The 17,576-nt window shown below is 66.5% G+C and carries 16 protein-coding genes, 2 tRNA genes and 1 pseudogene; 15 read left to right on the forward strand and 4 right to left on the reverse strand.

Annotated features, from left to right (window positions below; translation table 11 throughout):
• The first annotated feature begins 114 nt into the window (after window positions 1-114).
• The 6 genes from AC1DEY_RS20055 (at window position 115) to AC1DEY_RS20080 (ending at window position 5,811) form a co-directional block, all read left to right on the forward strand.
• A complete protein-coding gene (locus AC1DEY_RS20055) occupies window positions 115-1,227 on the forward strand; it encodes a branched-chain amino acid aminotransferase (protein WP_476869501.1) in 1,113 nt (370 codons plus the stop codon).
• Window positions 1,228-1,355: 128 nt separating this feature from the next.
• A complete protein-coding gene (locus tag AC1DEY_RS20060; protein ID WP_476869502.1) occupies window positions 1,356-1,730 on the forward strand; it encodes a DUF1304 family protein in 375 nt (124 codons plus the stop codon).
• A gap of 72 nt (window positions 1,731-1,802) precedes the next feature.
• Window positions 1,803-2,594, forward strand: coding sequence for an MBL fold metallo-hydrolase (locus AC1DEY_RS20065; protein ID WP_476869503.1), 792 nt, complete (start codon window positions 1,803-1,805; stop codon window positions 2,592-2,594).
• Between the two features lie 57 nt (window positions 2,595-2,651).
• Complete coding sequence (locus AC1DEY_RS20070; protein ID WP_476869504.1) at window positions 2,652-3,428, forward strand: fumarylacetoacetate hydrolase family protein; 777 nt, start codon at window positions 2,652-2,654, stop codon at window positions 3,426-3,428.
• A 129-nt stretch (window positions 3,429-3,557) separates the two neighbouring features.
• On the forward strand, window positions 3,558-5,096 hold the full coding sequence (gene gltX, locus AC1DEY_RS20075; protein ID WP_476869505.1) for a glutamate--tRNA ligase: 1,539 nt from the start codon (window positions 3,558-3,560) through the stop codon (window positions 5,094-5,096).
• The gene (locus tag AC1DEY_RS20080) at window positions 5,080-5,811 is read left to right on the forward strand and encodes an HAD family hydrolase (protein ID WP_476869506.1); all 732 of its coding nucleotides are present in this window, start codon (window positions 5,080-5,082) and stop codon (window positions 5,809-5,811) included. The genes gltX and AC1DEY_RS20080 overlap by 17 nt, the downstream gene beginning before the upstream one ends.
• A gap of 28 nt (window positions 5,812-5,839) precedes the next feature.
• Here AC1DEY_RS20080 and AC1DEY_RS20085 read toward each other — a convergent pair whose 3' ends face one another.
• Window positions 5,840-7,225 (reverse strand): hypothetical protein, encoded by a 1,386-nt coding sequence (locus tag AC1DEY_RS20085; RefSeq protein ID WP_476869507.1) that lies wholly within the window; start codon window positions 7,223-7,225, stop codon window positions 5,840-5,842.
• Between the two features lie 346 nt (window positions 7,226-7,571).
• Between AC1DEY_RS20085 and AC1DEY_RS20090 the strand changes: the two genes are divergently transcribed.
• Together AC1DEY_RS20090 and AC1DEY_RS20095 are read left to right on the forward strand one after the other, a co-directional pair.
• Window positions 7,572-7,643, forward strand: a tRNA-Gln gene (locus AC1DEY_RS20090).
• 130 nt (window positions 7,644-7,773) lie between these two features.
• Window positions 7,774-7,846 (forward strand) — tRNA-Glu (locus tag AC1DEY_RS20095).
• A 92-nt stretch (window positions 7,847-7,938) separates the two neighbouring features.
• On the opposite strand, the gene AC1DEY_RS20100 is transcribed toward AC1DEY_RS20095, so the two are convergent.
• Window positions 7,939-8,475 carry a DUF1697 domain-containing protein gene (locus AC1DEY_RS20100; protein ID WP_476869508.1) on the reverse strand — a complete coding sequence of 179 codons (537 nt, stop codon included), beginning with the start codon at window positions 8,473-8,475 and terminating at the stop codon, window positions 7,939-7,941.
• Between the two features lie 47 nt (window positions 8,476-8,522).
• A complete protein-coding gene (locus AC1DEY_RS20105; RefSeq protein ID WP_390204725.1) occupies window positions 8,523-9,242 on the reverse strand; it encodes an IclR family transcriptional regulator in 720 nt (239 codons plus the stop codon).
• 133 nt (window positions 9,243-9,375) lie between these two features.
• On the opposite strand from AC1DEY_RS20105, the gene leuC reads away from it, so the two are divergent.
• Both leuC and leuD read left to right on the forward strand, forming a co-directional pair.
• Window positions 9,376-10,830, forward strand: coding sequence for a 3-isopropylmalate dehydratase large subunit (gene leuC / locus AC1DEY_RS20110; RefSeq protein ID WP_476869509.1), 1,455 nt, complete (start codon window positions 9,376-9,378; stop codon window positions 10,828-10,830).
• Window positions 10,831-10,903: 73 nt separating this feature from the next.
• Complete coding sequence (gene leuD / locus AC1DEY_RS20115; RefSeq protein ID WP_476869510.1) at window positions 10,904-11,506, forward strand: 3-isopropylmalate dehydratase small subunit; 603 nt, start codon at window positions 10,904-10,906, stop codon at window positions 11,504-11,506.
• A 139-nt stretch (window positions 11,507-11,645) separates the two neighbouring features.
• Here the strand turns inward: leuD and AC1DEY_RS20120 are convergent, their stop codons facing one another.
• A complete protein-coding gene (locus AC1DEY_RS20120; RefSeq protein ID WP_476869511.1) occupies window positions 11,646-12,680 on the reverse strand; it encodes an Lrp/AsnC family transcriptional regulator in 1,035 nt (344 codons plus the stop codon).
• Window positions 12,681-12,808: 128 nt separating this feature from the next.
• On the opposite strand from AC1DEY_RS20120, the gene AC1DEY_RS20125 reads away from it, so the two are divergent.
• From AC1DEY_RS20125 to AC1DEY_RS20145, 5 genes and pseudogenes are all read left to right on the forward strand, one after another.
• Window positions 12,809-13,753: an MFS transporter gene (locus AC1DEY_RS20125; protein ID WP_476869512.1), complete on the forward strand. Its 945-nt coding sequence runs from the start codon at window positions 12,809-12,811 to the stop codon at window positions 13,751-13,753.
• Window positions 13,750-14,229 carry a hypothetical protein gene (locus tag AC1DEY_RS20130; protein ID WP_476869513.1) on the forward strand — a complete coding sequence of 160 codons (480 nt, stop codon included), beginning with the start codon at window positions 13,750-13,752 and terminating at the stop codon, window positions 14,227-14,229. Before AC1DEY_RS20125 ends, AC1DEY_RS20130 begins: the two co-directional genes overlap by 4 nt.
• Window positions 14,230-14,439: 210 nt before the next feature.
• Window positions 14,440-15,267: a M20/M25/M40 family metallo-hydrolase gene (locus AC1DEY_RS20135; protein ID WP_476869514.1), complete on the forward strand. Its 828-nt coding sequence runs from the start codon at window positions 14,440-14,442 to the stop codon at window positions 15,265-15,267.
• 179 nt (window positions 15,268-15,446) lie between these two features.
• Window positions 15,447-16,772 carry a UDP-N-acetylglucosamine 1-carboxyvinyltransferase gene (murA, locus tag AC1DEY_RS20140; protein ID WP_028278332.1) on the forward strand — a complete coding sequence of 442 codons (1,326 nt, stop codon included), beginning with the start codon at window positions 15,447-15,449 and terminating at the stop codon, window positions 16,770-16,772.
• A 10-nt stretch (window positions 16,773-16,782) separates the two neighbouring features.
• Window positions 16,783-17,520 (forward strand): annotated as a pseudogene (locus AC1DEY_RS20145) (lysophospholipid acyltransferase family protein); the annotation flags it as partial.
• Window positions 17,521-17,576 lie beyond the last annotated feature (56 nt).

The raw sequence follows: 17,576 nt of genomic DNA on the forward strand, positions 1-17,576 counted from the left end.
GGGCCGCAAAACCCCGCTGCCAACGGGCGTAAGCTTGTTTCGAATCACCAATATGCTGCCGTGGTCCGAGGGTGAACCACGTTCCCACACCAGGCAGCCGATCGTGGAGGAACCATGACTCAGACTGCCCATGGCGTCGAATTCACCCAGCACCCCTCGGAGACCCCGAAGTCTGCTGAAGAGCGTGCAGCCATCCTGGCGAACCCGGGATTCGGCGACTATTTCACCGACCACACCGCCATTGTCGACTACAGCGTCGACGCCGCAGGCAACGGTGGCTGGCACGACGCACGGGTTGAGCCCTACGGCCCGATTTCCCTGGACCCGTCCGCCGCAGTGCTGCACTACGGGCAGGAAATCTTCGAGGGCCTCAAGGCCTACCGCCACGCCGACGGCTCGATCTGGACGTTCCGGCCCGAGGCCAACGCCGCCCGGCTGAACCGGTCCGCCCGCCGCCTGGCCCTGCCCGAACTCCCGGAAGAATACTTCCTCGGCGCCATCCGCGAAATCGTGGCGGCCGACAAGGACTGGGTGCCCTCCGGCGACGGCGAAGCCCTGTACCTGCGGCCCTTCATGATCGCCACCGAGGCGTTCCTTGGCGTCCGGGCAGCGCGTGAGGTCTCCTTCCGCGTCATCGCCTCCCCGGCCGGCAACTACTTCGGCGGCGAGCTCAAGCCCGTMTCCATCTGGATCTCCCGCGAATACGCCCGCGCCGGCCGCGGCGGAACAGGCGCCGCTAAGTGCGGCGGCAACTACGCCGCCTCCCTGATCGCCCAGCAGGAGGCCGAGGCGCACGGCTGCAAGCAGGTCCTGTTCCTGGACCACTTCAACGACGACGCGGTCGAGGAACTCGGCGGCATGAACGTCTTCTTCGTCATGAAGGACGGCTCGCTGGTCACCCCCGCGCTGTCCGGAACCATCCTCGAAGGTGTTACCCGGATGTCCGTGATCCAGGTGGCCAAGGACATGGGCCGGGAAGTCACCGAGCGCAAGATCACCCTGGATGAGTGGCGCGACGGCGTCGCCTCCGGCGACATCGCTGAGGTCTTCGCCTGCGGGACCGCCGCGGTCATCACCCCTATCGGCGTGCTCAAGGACGCCACCGAGTTCATCGGCTCCGAGGACGCCACGGCGGGGGAGACCACCATGGCCATCCGCGCGCAGCTGCTCGGGATCCAGACCGGCACCGTGGAAGACACCCACGGCTGGCTGACCCGCCTCGCCTAGAGAGACTGAAATACGGCACGACGGCGGCCCCCACCTTCCGGTGACGGGCCGCCGTCGGCGTCTGCAGTCCCAGACCCGGCCCCCGTAGGGCCCTTCTCACCCGGCCGCCCGCAGTGCACAATGGGCACATGACGGGGCTGATCCAAGTTCTGGGCGTGGTCTTCGGCGTCCTGCTCATCAGTGTCGGCATCATGGAGTCCTTTTTCATCAGGGACCAGCGCCTGCACCGGGTGTTCCTCCTCCAACCGGATGACGTCGAAACAGTCCGGCTGTGGACGTTCAACCTCGGCTTCTACAACGTCATCTGGGGGATCGGTGCCATTGCCGGCGCGATTGCCCTTGGCGGAGCCGACGCCGCGGCCGGCCAGGCGCTCCTGATGTTCACGTGTGCGGCCCACGTGGGCCTGGGCCTGATCCTGTTCCTCTCCGAACGGCGGCTCTGGGGAAATGCCATTGCCGAGGCCGCCCTGCCGCTGGTCATCGGCGTCCTGCTGCTCGTCTAGGGGTGAGGGACCGTCGAGGACACCGGTGCAGGGTCTCTTCAGTGCAAGGTCGCTCAGTGCAAGGATGGTGGAGTGACTTCCCAGAACTCCAGTGGCATTGTCCGCAGCAGCGAGCTGACCCGGTTCCGGCTCGCCCCGAACCCGGGCCCCATGAGCCTGGCCGGAACCAACTCGTATCTCATTTCCGCCCCGGGGGCCGAGGGCAGGGTGGCCGTCGATCCCGGGCCCCTCGATGAGCCGCACCTGCAGGCGCTGGCCGGCGACGGGCCGGTCGAGCTGATCCTGATCACGCACCGGCACGCGGACCACACCGCTGCGGCGGCGAGGTTTTCTGAGCTGACCGGGGCGCCGATCCGGGCCGCGGATCCTGCCCACTGCCATGGCGCGGCCCGGCTGCTGGACGGCGAAACGATCCGGGCGGCCGGAACGGAGATCAGGGTGCTGGCGACCCCGGGCCACACTGGGGATTCGCTGTGCTTCCACCTGCCGAAGGACGGCCCGCACGGCTCGGTCCTGACCGGTGACACGATTCTGGGCTCGGGCACCACGGTGCTGGACTACCCCGACGGGACCCTCCGCGACTACCTGGAATCGCTGGACCGGCTTGAGCGTGTGGGCCCGGCCACGGTTCTGCCGGCGCACGGGCCGGTGCTGCCCGCGCTCGACGCCGTCGCCCGTGCCTACCGGGACCACCGGCAGGGCCGGCTCGACCAGGTCCGGGCAGCCCTCGTTGCGCTGGGCGCCGACGCAGGCGTCGCCGCCGTCACGGACGCTGTGTATGCCGACGTCGATCCCTCCGTCCGCCGCGCCGCGGAACTCTCCGTGGCTGCCCAGCTGGACTACCTGCGCAGCGGACGCCGCTAGACCCGGGGCTACTGTCGCAAAAGCCCCGGAGGCTGCCGGGACGGTAGGGTAGGAACCATGCGTATCGCCCGGTTTGTAGTCGATTCTGATCCCCTCTACGGCATCGTGGAAGGTGAACCCGGCAGTGAGGAAGTCACTGTCATCAAGGGTGACCCCTTCTTCCACGGCGTCGAACGAACCCCCACGAAGCACAAGCTGGAAGACGTCCGCCTGCTGGCACCGATCATTCCGCGCAGCAAGGTGATCGGCGTGGGCCGCAACTTCGCTGAGCATGCCAAGGAGCTGGGCAACGAGGTCCCGGAGCAGCCCCTGCTTTTCCTCAAGCCCAACACCTCCGTGATCGGGCCCAACGATCCCATCGTCCTGCCCGAGTTCTCCGAGGACGTCTCTTTCGAGGCCGAGCTGTGCGTCGTCATCGGCCGGATCTGCAAAGACGTGCCCGAGGACAGGGTGGAGGACGTCATCTTCGGCTACACCTGCGGCAACGACCTCACCGCCCGGGACGTCCAGAAAACGGACCTGCAGTGGGCCAGGGCCAAGGGCTTTGACACCTCGGCCCCGCTCGGCCCGTGGATCGAGACCGAACTGGACACCGAAGACCTGCAGATCCAGGGCCGGCTCAATGGCGAACTGCGCCAGGACGGCAGCACGAACCAGATGATCCGCGGCGTCCGGGAGCTCGTCTCCATCGTCTCGCAGGCCTTCACGCTGCTGCCCGGCGACGTCATCATGACCGGCACCCCGGCCGGCGTCGGCGCCATCCAGGCAGGGGACCGCTACGAGGTCGAAATCGAGGGCATCGGACGCCTCTCCAACCCGGCGGTCCGCCGCTAACTGCTCCGCCAGGAAGAAGCCGCACCGTTTTCCGGCAGCCGCACCGTGGATCCACGGTGCGGCTGTCCGTTTTCGTAGCGGTATTCCGGGCGAGTAGTGATGGCAGGGATTGGTAATGTTGGTACCACTATGACTACTGCTTCCGCGTCCGACGCCGTTTCCAGCTCCGCCCCGCTTGCCGCCCCCGCCGGTGAAGTCACCGCTGACACCCCGGTCCGGGTGCGGTTTTGCCCGTCGCCCACGGGCACCCCGCACGTCGGCCTGATCCGCACCGCCCTGTTCAACTGGGCCCACGCCCGGCACACCAAGGGCACCTTCGTGTTCCGGATCGAGGACACGGACGCGGCACGCGACTCGGAGGAGAGCTACCAGCAGCTGCTTGAGGCCCTCAAATGGCTCGGCATCACGTGGGAAGAAGGCGTGGAAGTCGGCGGTCCGCACGAGCCCTACCGCCAGTCGCAGCGGCTGGACCTCTACAAGGACGTCGTGGCCAAGCTGATCGACGCCGGCTACGCCTACGAGTGCTACTCCTCGCCGGAGGAAGTCGAGGCCCGCCACCGCGCCGCGGGACGCGACCCCAAGCTTGGCTACGACAACTTTGACCGGGAGCTCTCCGAAGAGCAGCTCGCCGCGTTCAAAGCCGAGGGCCGTCAGCCCGTGCTGCGCGTCCGCATGCCGGATACGGACGTCACCTTCACGGACATGGTCCGCGGCGAGATCACCTTCAAGGCCGGCAGCATCCCGGACTACGTCATTGTCCGTGCCGACGGATCCCCGCTGTACACCCTGGTCAACCCGGTGGATGACGCCCTCATGGGGATCACCCACGTGCTCCGGGGCGAGGACCTGCTCTCCTCGACACCCCGCCAGGTGGTGCTGATCCGTGCCCTCATGGACATCGGCGTGGCCAGCTACATGCCGGTCTTCGGCCACCTGCCGTACGTCATGGGCGAGGGCAACAAGAAGCTCTCCAAGCGCGACCCCCAGTCCAACCTGTTCCTGCTCCGGGACCGCGGCTTCATCCCCGAAGGCCTGCTCAACTACCTGTCCCTGCTCGGGTGGAGCCTCTCCGCGGACGAGGACATCTTCACCGTGGACCAGCTGATCGAGCACTTCGACGTCAACGACGTCCTGGCCAACCCCGCCCGCTTCGACATCAAGAAGGCCGAGGCCATCAACGGCACCCACATCCGGATGCTGGACCCCGAGGACTTCCGCGGCCGCCTGGTGCCCTACCTGCAGGCCGCCGGCCTGGTTGGGGAGAGCCTCACCGCCCGCGAGGAGGAGATCCTGGCCGAGGCCGCCCCGCTGATCCAGGAGCGCATTTCGCTGCTGGGCGAGGCCCCCGAGATGCTCGCGTTCCTGTTCAAGGCAGACGACGCGATCGACGTCGCCGACGACGCCCGCAAGGGGCTGCCGGAGAACCTCACCGAGGTGCTCGACGCCGCCTTGTCCGCGCTGGAGCCCGTTGCTGACTGGACGGCCGAGAACATCCAGGCCGCCCTGAAGGAGGCCCTCGTGGAAGGCCTGGGCGTCAAGCCGCGCCTGGCCTTCGGCCCGGTCCGCACGGCCGTCTCGGGCCGGCGGATCTCCCCGCCCCTGTTCGAATCCATGGTCATCCTGGGCAAGGATTCCTCCCTCGCCCGGCTGCGTGCCTTCCGCGGCTGACGTGCTGGCAGCACGGCTGGGCGCGGGAGTTGTCCAAGGGATCCTCTTTGACATCGACGACACCCTGGTGGACCTCGAATTCTCCATGACGTCCGCGCTCCGCGACGTCAGCGAGCACCTCCTGCCCGGCCTTGACGAGGCCGGGTGGGAGAAGTTCGGGCGGATCTTCACCCACGAGACAACCCACTTCTACGACCGGTACCTGGCCGGCGAGATCACATTCAACGAACAGCGGCTGCTCCGCGGCCGGGCAGCGCTGGGCTACTTCGGCGTCGAACTGGCCGACGGCGAGCAGGCCCACCATTGGGTGAGTTCCTACGCGAGCCGCCAGCACGGCTACATCCGGGCGTTCGACGACGTCGGCCCCCTGCTGGACGCCCTGGACGCCGCTGGCATTCCGTACGGTGCCGTGAGCAATAACGTCCATGATTACCAGCGCGTGAAACTGGACGCGGCCGGGCTGGAACGGATCACCGTCCTGGTGGGCACAGATACCGTCGGCGTCGCCAAGCCTGACCCTGCCATCTACCTCGAGGGTGTCCGGCGCATCGGTACCGGACCTGGCCAAACGCTGTACGTCGGGGACAACCGGCTGCTCGACGCGGAAGGCTCGACGGCGGCCGGCCTTCTGGGTGTCTGGCTGAACCGCGGCGGGGAGCCGGCCCCGGGCTTCGTTGGCCGCGAGGTCGGCTCCCTGCTGGAGCTGCTGGCGTAGCCGCTCCGCACGGAACTGGTGCCAGAACCTACGAGGCGCCGGACTGCTTCTTCCGCAGCGCCAGGAAGGCGCCCACGGAACCAAGGGCCAGCACAGCCACGAGTCCCAGTGCCGTGGCGGCGTCGGACTGCCGGATCATGCTGGTGGGCGATACCGCCGCGGCCCCGGAATACAGCGTTCCGGTGCCGTCAGCAATCCGGGCGTTGCCGTCGGCGAGCTTGTCCGCCCCGGTGGCCAGCTGCGAGGAGCCGGTCGCCAGCTTGGTGTTGCCGGCCGAGAGCTGGGAGGCCCCGGACGCCAGCGCCTGGGATCCGTCGAGCAGGCCCGGATTGGCCGGATCGCCGGGAACGCCCTTGATGCCGGAGTTCAGTGCCACGGTTCCGTCGGCAAGTCGGGAGGTGCCGTCGGTCATCCGKGCGGYGGCYTTSAGCAGGCCGGGGTGTTCGGGRTCGCCGGGGACGCCGTCCATCCCRACRCGGATCTTGGATGTGCCCTCGGCCAGGAGCCGCGTTCCCAGGACGACGCCCGGGCTTGCCGGGTCCTGGCTGTTGAGCTTTCCGGCCAGCGTGGCGAATCCCGCCGTGAGTTTGCCCGTTCCGGCGTGCAGCTGGCCCGCGCCGTCCCGCAGACGCTGCGCACCGGCCTGAAGCTGGCTGGCGCCGGCGTCCAGCTTGTGTGCGCCGGCGGTGATCTTGGCGATCTTGTCCTTCACCACGGACAGCGGCACGAGGCCCTGGACCGGATCATTCGCCGCTGCCTGCAGCAGTTCCATGGCCTGCGCCAGCGCCGCTGTCCCGGTTCCGGCCTCCGGGTTACCGTTGGCGCCCCGGTAGCCCTTGAGCTGGTCTGTTCCACCTGCCAGGGCAACTGTGCCCCCGGCCAGCTGGGCGGCGCCGCCGTCGAGCTGAGTGGCTCCGTCTGCGAGGTTGTTCTGGGCGTTGCCCGACGGCGTAGGGGTCAGCGCGGCGGACAGCTGCACGGCCCCCGCCGCGAGCTTCTGCGCGCCGTCGTCGACTTTGTAGACGCCCGGTGCCAGCTTGCTGTTCACATCCGTTTGGATCTTGACGGCACCTGCGGCCAGGTCGCCGGCACCGGCCTGGAGCTTGTCCGCTCCCGGTGCCAGTTTGGTGCTGATGCCCGAGTAGATCTTGTCCGCCCCCGCGGAGAGCTTGCCGGCCCCGGTATCGGCTTGGCTGGCGCCGTTGGCGAGTTTTCCGGCGCCGTCCTCTAGCTGGCCGGCTCCGGCTGAAGCTTGGGCGGCCCCGTCCTTGAGTTTCGCAGAACCGTCCGTTATCCGGCCTGTGACTAGGGTATAGAACCCCAGCAGGGCGATGAGCAGCAGCGCCAGGGTGGCGATGGCGAATTGCTGCGCACGGGTCCGGGTCTTGCTTGTGGCGGCACGACTCAGTGACACAGGTGATTCCTCTCGACGTTCTCGCCGGCAGCGGCTCTGCTGCCGGCCACCCCGGCCGGTGTGATGCAGCTAACACTGGAAATTGAGCGCAAAGCTGCCCTCGGTGGCGTGGGGGAGGGGTGGTTACTCGTTGGTAACTTACCGAGCGTAAACTTGTTTCGCCCGGCTTGGCAAGGGTGGACCGGGATTTTGCCGCGGCTAAAGCGGGGTTCGGCGTCCCCGGCCCGCCCGGCCCGCGGCCGCTCGCCCGATTTGTGCAAGTGAAAACTCTCGGGTAAAGTAATTACTCGTGCTGAGGCGCCGGGAGCGAGGGTTTAGACCCAAACATCCGGTCCTGAAGTGCCATTGGGATATGGTGTAATTGGCAACACTACGGTTTCTGGTACCGTCATTCTAGGTTCGAGTCCTGGTATCCCAGCTCTAAAAATTCGCGGATTTCCGCGGGTGTTTGGAAGTTTCAAAGCGGCTTGACCGATTTGAAACAACAGCCGATTGTATGAAACAATCATTTGGCTTGGATGGCAGGAATGCTGTTCTGGAGAGTATGCGGCCCCATCGTATAGCGGCCTAGTACGCTGCCCTCTCACGGCGGTAACGCGGGTTCGAATCCCGCTGGGGTCACAATGAAAACGGTCCCGGGCATTAGCCCGGGGCCGTTTTGTTTTGCCCGGATCCCGCGGCGCCTCCGTCCCCCGGCTAACGTCCGATCGCGGCTAAATCCCGGCAGCGGCGTCGCGGACCTTGATCATGGTGCGGAGATTGCGGGTGGTGGTGGTTGCCTTGTACTTGGCCTTCGAGGAGAGCTTGCTGATAGGGCTCTCCAGGGTTCCTCCGGTGGGGGCGAGCCATGCCAGGGCTTCCGGACCCAGCCGGGTGAGCTCGGCACCGTCCAGGGCGCTGCCCGATTCAAAGAGCTCCGAGAGTGCCGCCTCATCCGAGGCTAGTGTCAGGTAGGTGTGGGTGGACGCGTCGTCGGCCGGGTAGGGGCACGCCTCGACGAGTGCCGCCACGCGGTCCGAGGTCAGGACCACCACCCAGGCGTCGTAGCCGAAGGTTTCCCGTAGGCAGGCCTCAAACTCCCGCTTAACACCGGCGGGATCCAGCTCGCTGGCCAGCACCACATTCCCGCTGGCCAGCAGCGTCTTAACGTCCGAAAACGGCCGAGACTTCAGTGCGACTTTGAGGTCGGCCATCTTGATGTTGATGCCGCCCACATTGATGCCCCGGAGGAATACCGCATAGCTGTTCATGGGCACAGCATACTTAGTCTTTGTTCTTGCCTAGTCGTTGGTCTTGCTCAGTCGTTGGTCTTGCGCAGTGCCTCGGTCAGGATGCGGCCGGCGTTGCAGACCACTTCGGCGTGCAGCCGCCCCGGCTGGCGGGTCAGGCGCTCGATGGGGCCGGAAATGGACACTGCGGCAATCACGCGGCCGGACGGTCCTCGGACCGGGGCCGAAACGGAGGCGACCCCCGGCTCGCGTTCGCCCAGGCTCTGACCCCAGCCCCGGCGTCGTACTCCCGCCAGAACGGTGGGGGTGAAGCGGGCCGACTGGAGGCCTTCCAGGAGCCGGTCGTGGTCTTCCCACGCCAGCAGCACCTGGGCGGCCGAGCCGGCCTTCATGGACAGCTGGGTGCCAACGGGAATTGTGTCGCGCAGGCCGATGGGGCGCTCGGCGGAGGCAACGCAGACGCGCCAGTCGCCCTGGCGTCGGAAGATCTGCGCGCTCTCGCCGGTGGCGTCGCGCAGCTGCATCAGCACGGGGCCGGCGGAGGCGATGAGGCGGTCCTCGCCTGCGGCGGAAGCCAGTTCCACCAGGCGGCTCCCGAGCACGAACCGGCCCTGGATATCGCGGCTCACCAGCCGGTGGTGCACCAGGGCGAGAGCCAGCCGGTGCACGGTAGGCCGAGCCAGCCCCGTGGCCGCCACCAGCTGTGCCAAGGTGGTGGGGCCGGCCTCAAGTGCGTCAAGCACATGGGCCGCTTTATCGATGACACCGACTCCACTAGAATTGTCCATGTAATGATATTGACGTCTCATTATCTGAGATGCAAGTCAACGCGCTGGCGTATTACTTGGCTGTGCTGGTTCAGTGGAACTAACAGCCCGCGTAGGGACGCACATTTACTTACCGCAGTGAAGGGAGCAGGCCGTGGCAAAGACACTGGCCGAGAAAGTCTGGGACGCGCACGTAGTGCGCAAGGGGGACGGCGAAGGAGCCAACGCCCAGCCGGACCTCCTCTTCATCGACCTCCACCTGGTGCACGAGGTGACGTCGCCGCAGGCGTTTGAAGGCCTGCGGCTCGCCGGGCGCAAGCTGCGCCGGCCGGACCTCACCATAGCCACAGAGGATCACAACACTCCCACGCTGGACATCGACAAGCCAATTGCCGATCTCACGAGCCGGACCCAGATCCAGACCCTGCGCAACAACTGCCAGGAGTTCGGCGTCCGCCTGCACTCGCTCGGTGACGCCGAGCAGGGCATCGTCCACGTGGTCGGACCCCAGCTGGGCCTCACGCAGCCGGGCATGACCGTGGTCTGCGGCGACTCGCACACTTCAACCCACGGCGCCTTCGGAGCGCTCGCCATGGGCATCGGCACCTCCGAGGTGGAGCACGTCATGGCCACCCAGACGCTGTCCCTGAAGCCGTTCAAGACCATGGCCATCAATGTTGAGGGCACGCTGCGGCCCGGTGTGAGCGCCAAGGACATCATCCTGGCCGTCATCGCCAAGATCGGCACCGGCGGCGGGCAGGGCTACGTGCTGGAGTACCGTGGCTCGGCCATCCGTGCCCTGTCCATGGAAGCCCGGATGACCATCTGCAACATGTCGATCGAGGCCGGCGCCCGCGCCGGGCTGGTGGCCCCGGACCAGACCACGTACGACTACATGTACGGCCGCCCGCACGCGCCCCAGGGCGCCGAGTGGGATGCCGCCGTCGAATACTGGAACACGCTGAGCACCGACGGCGGCGCCGCGTTCGACGTCGAGGTGGACCTGGACGCCAACACCCTGGAACCCTTCGTGACCTGGGGGACCAACCCGGGCCAGGGCGTGTCCCTGTCCGCGAAGGTGCCCTCGCCGGAGGACTTCGGCGACGAGAACGCCAAGGCTGCCGCCGAACGCGCCCTGCAGTACATGGGCCTGGAGGCCGGCACGCCGATGAAGGAGATCCGGGTGGACACCGTGTTCCTGGGCTCCTGCACGAACTCCCGCATGGAGGACCTCCGGGCCGCCGCCGACATTGTCCGGGGACGGACCAAGGACCCGGCCGTGCGCATGCTGGTGGTGCCCGGATCCGCCCGTGTCCGGCTTGAGGCCGAAGCCGAGGGCCTGGACAAGGTCTTCAAGGACTTCGGTGCCGAGTGGCGCTTTGCCGGCTGCTCCATGTGCCTGGGCATGAACCCGGACCAGCTGGAGGTGGGGGAGCGCTGCGCCTCCACGTCCAACCGCAACTTTGAGGGACGCCAGGGCAAGGGCGGCCGCACGCACCTCGTCTCGCCTGTTGTCGCAGCGGCGACGGCGGTCCGCGGCACGCTGAGCTCGCCGTCGGATCTGGACCCCGCCCCGGAGTCCGCGGCGCTCCGGGTCGACGCCCTTTAACCCCGGCCGCGCAGCCTCCGCCGCACGGCCCGATCCACTTAGCCCTGATCCATACAGTCCCGAAGGATCCGCCATGGAAAAGTTCACCACCCACACCGGAATCGGTGTCCCTCTGCGCCAGAGCAACGTCGACACGGACCAGATCATCCCCGCCGTATACCTCAAGCGCATCACCCGCACCGGCTTTGAGGACGCGCTCTTCGCCGCCTGGCGCAAAGACCCGTCCTTCATCCTGAACCAGGCGCCGTTCAGCGCTGGATCCGTTCTGGTGGCGGGCCCCGACTTCGGCACCGGCTCGTCGCGCGAGCATGCCGTCTGGGCACTGAAGGATTACGGCTTCAAGACCGTCCTGTCCTCCCGCTTTGCCGACATCTTCCGCGGCAACTCCGGCAAGCAGGGCCTGCTCGCCGCCGAGGTCGCCCAGGACGACATCGAGCTCATCTGGAAGGAACTCGAGAACGCACCCGGCACCGAGGTTACGGTGGACCTCGTGTCCAAGACCGTGCAGTGCGGCAACATTGTGGCGCCGTTCGAGATTGACGATTACACACGGTGGCGCCTCCTCGAAGGCCTGGACGACATCGGGCTGACGCTGCAGCACGAACCCGATATCACCGCGTACGAGGCCACCCGGCCCTCCTTCAAGCCCAAGACGCTTCCTGCCCGGTTGTCCTGAGGCCCAGGGCTGAGCCGCCAGGGCTTCTGGCAGCAATCGCGTAGTGATGACGTGCCGCCGTCGAGTTGAAAGACTCGACGGCGGCACGCTCTTTTTGGGATGGGCTGGTGCTCCGCAGGTTATGGATTTGTGCGTCCGTTCAGGAGTCATCGTGGCGACGCAAGGCTTGCGTCGAGTCCTCCCGCCACAGTGGCAGGGGGACAACATCCTGGCTTCGCCCTGACTCATCCAACAGATGTCCGAGCCGTTTATACGTGCGAACCACCGCCTGCCGGGTGATTACCGTGCTTCCCGGCGCCCGGGCTGCCAGCTCCCGCTCGTGCCCCTGGACTTCTAGATAGTCGCGGACCCACAGTGTCACCAAAAGGTTCTGGGTACCTAGTACCTGCGCGCTCAAGCGGCAGCTTGGCAGTCCCGCGAAGTATCGGCCGATGGAGTCCACATGGGTCGCCGGAACGTTGAGGCTCAGGCTCACCTCCCGCAGGCCCTGCTGGCCGGCGACGGAAGTATCGCACCTCATCGTCATGTAGCCGGAGGCCAGAAACCGTTCCACCCGCCGTCGGGCCGTCTGGGGCGACACGCCGGAGGCGGCGCCCAGCTCTGCCCAACTGGCCCGACCATCGCGAGCAAGCTCCTCCAGCAGGGTGGCGTCCAGCCCGTCGGGGGCGTAGGCGGGCGGTGGCGGAGTAGAGTCCTTCGCCATGAGCCGCGCCCGCGCTGGTTCCAGGGTTCCGCTGCGCCACTCCGAGGCCTGCCGATAGAGCTGTGTAACGAAGACAACCTCCCTGCGCGTCACACCTGGCAGGTCCGCGAAGGCGCCCGTGACGATCGCCATGAGCTCCTCATGGCTTGATGCGAAACAGTCCACGAACAAGTCGTGGGCTCCTGACACAAGGGAAACTGTCCCGAAAGCGGGTTCCGCGCAGAGCCGCTGAATGAGGGCCTCGTGCTCGCCCGGCACCGAGGACAGAAAGATAAAAGCGGACCAGCCGGCACTGAGGTACCGCGGTCCTGGAGACGGGGTGATCCACGCGAGTCCCTGTTCCGCGAGTGCGTTCCAGCGCCGGGATACGGTGGGGCCGGAGAGGCCAAGGACGTCCCCCACGCGGGCCCAGTCGGCCCTCGGATTGATCTGCAGGGCGTTTACGATTTCGAGATCCAATTCAGAGATCATGGCTGATTCTTTCAAATTTCTCGATGCGTTGGGGATTTAGAGCAATATCGTGGGCGTAGATGGGGCCGAAGCTAACGTTGTGACTCGCATCACTCCAAGTCAGGTGTCCCGAGTCCCAAGGAAGCAATATGACAAGCAAGACAGTCCCACCGACGACGGCGGCGATCACCCGCCGAACGATCGCCGGCATGGTCGTGGCGATGGCCGTGATCGAATCACTCAGTGGCGTCACCCAGGGGTACTTGAACCCCATCCTGCCCGCCCTCGGGCCCGTCTTGTCCATCGATGATCCGACCATCAACGGCATCTTCCTGATCTCCAACGTCAGTTTCGCCGTGCTCACGCCCATCATCTCCCGGCTCGGAGACAGTTACGGCTACCGGCTGGTGCTCCGCTGCTCAACTGCGGTGGTCGCTGCGGGAGTGCTCATGATGGCACTCTGGCCGTCCCTGGCCACCGTGACCGTGGGCGTCGTCCTGCTCACCTGCGTCGTGGGCTTCATCCCCCTCATGATGGGAATCCTGCGGGTCAGCAGCCCAGCTCACACCCGTACCGGAGTCAGCGTGATGATAGGCATGCTCATGATCACGGTCGGTGCAGGTGGGCTGCTGGCGGGGATTGTGGGCGTCAGCGACCCCACGCTCGGATTTTGGGTGGCGGTTCCGTTCGCCGTCGCGGCACTGTTCTCTTCTTTCCTGTTGCCCGACGCCGGAACTCCCACCCGGGAGGGAATTGCCCTGGTGCCATTGATGGCCTGTTCCGTCGGCCTGATCGGCTTCGTCGTCGCCCTTTCGATGGGGCCGGACTGGGGCTGGCTCGATGCGCGGACGCTCGGATCCGGCCTGGTTGGACTGGCGCTGCTGGCCTTCTGGGCCCGGATAGATGCAAGGGGCCCTGAGCAGGGAAAGAAGTTCGTGGATCTGCGCATGCTTGCAAACCCGCGTATCGCGCAGTCTCGCTGGCCACCTTCTTCTTCGGCTTCGCGTCCATCAGCTACTTCGGCACCAACGGCATCTTCCTGCACGCCAACCCCGACAAGACCGGCTATGGATTCGCCCTCAGCCCACTCATGATCGCCATCGTCCTAGCCGCCGCATCCGTGCTCTCATTCGCGTCGTCGATGTTGACCGCGCGGGCGCTCAAGGCGTTCGGCGAGCGGGCCACGCTGGTCTTCGCCGGACTGCTGCTCGCGGGTGGTTTCGTGGTGATGATCTCTGCGCACGGCTCCCTGGCCGGGTACTGTGTCGGATTCGCCATGTTCAACTTGAGCCTCGGCATGTATCAGGCCGGGACCCGCTCGCTTTCCGTCGAGGGTGTCGCGCTGGAGGAGACCTCGACTGCGGCCGGACTCAACGAGCTGGCACTGTCGGTTGGCATTGCGGTGGGTGCCGCCGTCGTCAAGCTCCTCTCGTCATCGTCGGCGGAGTCCGGGCGCATCACCGAGGGTGGCCTCGTATCCATCTGGGGAGTGCTCGCAATGGCTGCATTGATCGCGGCGGCTGCCTCAGCACGCTATCCGCAGCGTCAGTCCGCGGAGGTCCTTCCGTGAACCCGGCTGCGCTGACGCAGGCAGGCCCTGCCCCCTCCTCCATTGCCTCCATGTCTGGGATCCACGGCCGCATCTCCGCGGCGTTGGACCGCTGGCAGCCCAAGATTCTTCGTCTGAGCCATGCGATCCACGCCGATCCGGAACTCAGCGGCGACGAGTTCCGGGCCGCCAAACGGGCCGCCGTGCTGTTGCGGGCCGCGGGCTTCAGCTTTGACGGAAGACGACCTTGGCATCACCGTCAAGGTGCTCGGCACCCCCGCCGAGGAGACGACTGGCGGAAAGGTGGATCTCATCGAGGAGGGCTTCTTCGACGACGTAGCTCTGGCGATGATGGCCCATGCGGGTGCCGAGGACGTCATCGGTGGTTCATCCTTGGCCATGTGCATGTGGGACGTGCTGTACGAGGGGCGTCCGGCCCATGCAGCAGCGGCGCCGGCCGAAGGTATCAACGCACTGGACGCACTGGTGGTCGCCCAAACGGCGATTGCCCTGGCCCGGCAACAGCTTCCGCCGGGATCCATCGTGTCGCTGATCGTCACGGAAGGCGGGAGCGCCGTCAACGTTATCCCTGAGCGTGCCCGGGCCAGCGTGGAAATGCGCTCGCCGAACCTTGCGTCACTCCGGGTGATCGAGGAAAAAGTCCGGCGCTGCCTGGAGGCCGGTGCTCTTGCCAGCGACGCGACGCTGAAGGTCACGCCGGCCGGGAACGCCTATGCCGAGCTGAGGCAGGACAGTTTCCTCTCCGAGGCCTACCGCGCAGCGATGGCCGTCCGGGGGAGGGACGTCACCTTCAACGCCAAGCCGGTGGCTTCCACGGACATGGGAAACGTCTCTCAGCTGGTGCCGAGCATCCACCCGCTGCTTGGCTACGACGTGGGCGGCGCGGCCCATCACACGGCGGAATTCGCCGCCTACGGGTCCTCCGCTTCTGCGGATCGGGCGGTGCTGGACGGTGCGTTCGGCCTGGCTGCGGCGGCCAGCGCCGCGGCAGGGGATCCCCGGCAACGTGCCCGCCTGCTTTGCGGCGACTCTCGCTGACACTGCGGTCCGTACGGCGCCGCGCATGCGGCGCCGTACGCCTCGCCATATCCGCTCAGCCGAACCCAACACGCGGCCCTTCGAACCGCTCTGTATTTCAGATCGGTAACGGATGCTCCTATGCTTAGCTGGAGCCTTTGTAAGGATTTGGGGGCGAGTAGTCGTGAGGAAACCGGTATATGAGTAGTGTTCTGACAATCCGCGGAGGCGTCCCGCTGACTGGCCGCGTCACCGTTCGCGGGGCCAAGAATCTTGTCCCCAAGGCCATGGTTGCCGCCCTTCTGGGCAACGAACCGTCGGTGTTGCGCAACGTGCCTGAAATTAAGGACGTCGAGGTTGTCACAAGCCTGCTCCAGCTCCACGGCGTCAGGGTCGACAAGGACCCCGTCACCGGCGACCTGACCCTTGACCCGAAGGGCGCCAAGACCGCCTCCAGCACGGCCATCGACGCCCACGCCGGCGATTCGCGCATCCCGATCCTGCTCTGCGGGCCGCTGATCCACGCGATCGGYGAGGCWTTYATCCCSGACCTKGGCGGCTGCAAGATCGGCGACCGCCCGATCGAYTACCACCTSAACGTCCTGCGCCAGTTCGGCGCCGTCGTKGAAAAGCGCCCCGGCGGMATCCACATCTCCGCKCCCAACGGSCTCAAGGGCGCSAAGATYGCCCTGCCCTATCCGTCCGTCGGCGCCACAGAGCAGGTCCTGCTGAGCGCCACCCGCGCCGAAGGCATCACCGAGCTCTCCGGCGCGGCCACCGAGCCGGAAATCGTTGACCTCATCGCCGTGCTGCAGAAGATGGGCGCGATCATCAGCGTCCAGACCGACCGCACCATCCGGATCGAAGGCGTCCGGGACCTCGGCGGATACAACCACCGTGCCCTCTCGGACCGCAATGAATCGGCTTCCTGGGCTTCTGCTGCCCTGGTCACCCGCGGCGACATCTTTGTCGAAGGCGCCACGCAGCGGGACATGATGACGTTCCTGAACACCTACCGCAAGGTTGGCGGCGGAATGGACATCGGCGACGACGGCATCCGCTTCTACCACCGCGGCGGCAAGCTCAACCCGCTGGTCCTCGAAACGGATGTTCACCCCGGCTTCATGACGGACTGGCAGCAGCCCCTCATCGTCGCCCTGACCCAGGCCGAGGGCGTATCGATCGTCCACGAGACGGTGTATGAGAACCGGTTCGGCTTCACCGATGCGCTGATCCGCATGGGCGCCAACATCCAGGTCCACCGCGAGTGCCTCGGGAGCGTGCCCTGCCGCTTCGGCCAGCGCAACTTCCTGCACTCCGCCGTCATCTCCGGACCCGCGCAGCTCAAGGGCACCGACATTGACGTCCCGGACCTGCGCGGCGGATTCAGCCACCTCATCGCTGCTCTGGCCGCCACCGGTACCTCGCGCGTCACGGGAATCGACATCATCAACCGCGGCTACGAGCGCTTCACCGAGAAGCTCGCGGGCCTCGGCGCCGATTTCGACATCACGTCAGCCAAGTAGCGGGGGCCTGGTGAAGGAATCGGCCAAGAGCCACGCCACGTTTGTGGCCGTCGCCGGGATCGTCCGGCCTGTGATGAACCTGTTGATGAACAAGAAGTGGGAAGGCCTTCAGAAGCTGCCCGCAGGGGGCTTCATCGCCGCGCCTAACCACTGCACGGAGATCGACCCACTGGTGGTGGGGCACATGCTCTACAACCAGAAGCGGATGCCGCACTTCCTCGCCAAGGCCGGCCTCTTCAAGGTGCCCGTTTTGGGCGCGGTGCTGCGGTCCACCAAGCAGATCCCGGTGGAACGCTCGACGACGGGGGCGAACCGTTCGCTGCAGCTCGCCAAAGAGATCGTCAACGAAGGCGGCGCGATCATTATCTACCCCGAGGGAACCCTGACCCGGGACCCGGCTCTGTGGCCGATGAAGGGTCACACCGGTGCCGCGCGCATGGCCCTGGAGAGCGGCATTCCCGTGGTGCCCATGGCCCATTGGGGCGCCCAGGAGGTCTTCCCGCGGTATGCGAAGCGTTTCTACATCTTTCCCCGCAAGACCTCCCGCCTGGTGGTGGGGGATCCCGTGGACTTGAGCGCCTTCGAAGGCCGCCCGCTGGACAGGCAGACGCTCACGGCAGCCACGAATGTCATCATGGACGCCATTACGGCCCTTCTGGCGGAACTGCGCGGCGAACAGCCGCCCGCGCAGCGCTGGGATCCCGCCGCGCACAACCAGTCCACGCACGGCCGCATGGTCGAGCTTGGCACAACGCCAGGAACAGCTAAGACGGCAAGCAAAGGTCCCGACGCCGGCGCTGATGT

Source organism: Arthrobacter sp. 05T47 (assembly GCF_056395825.1).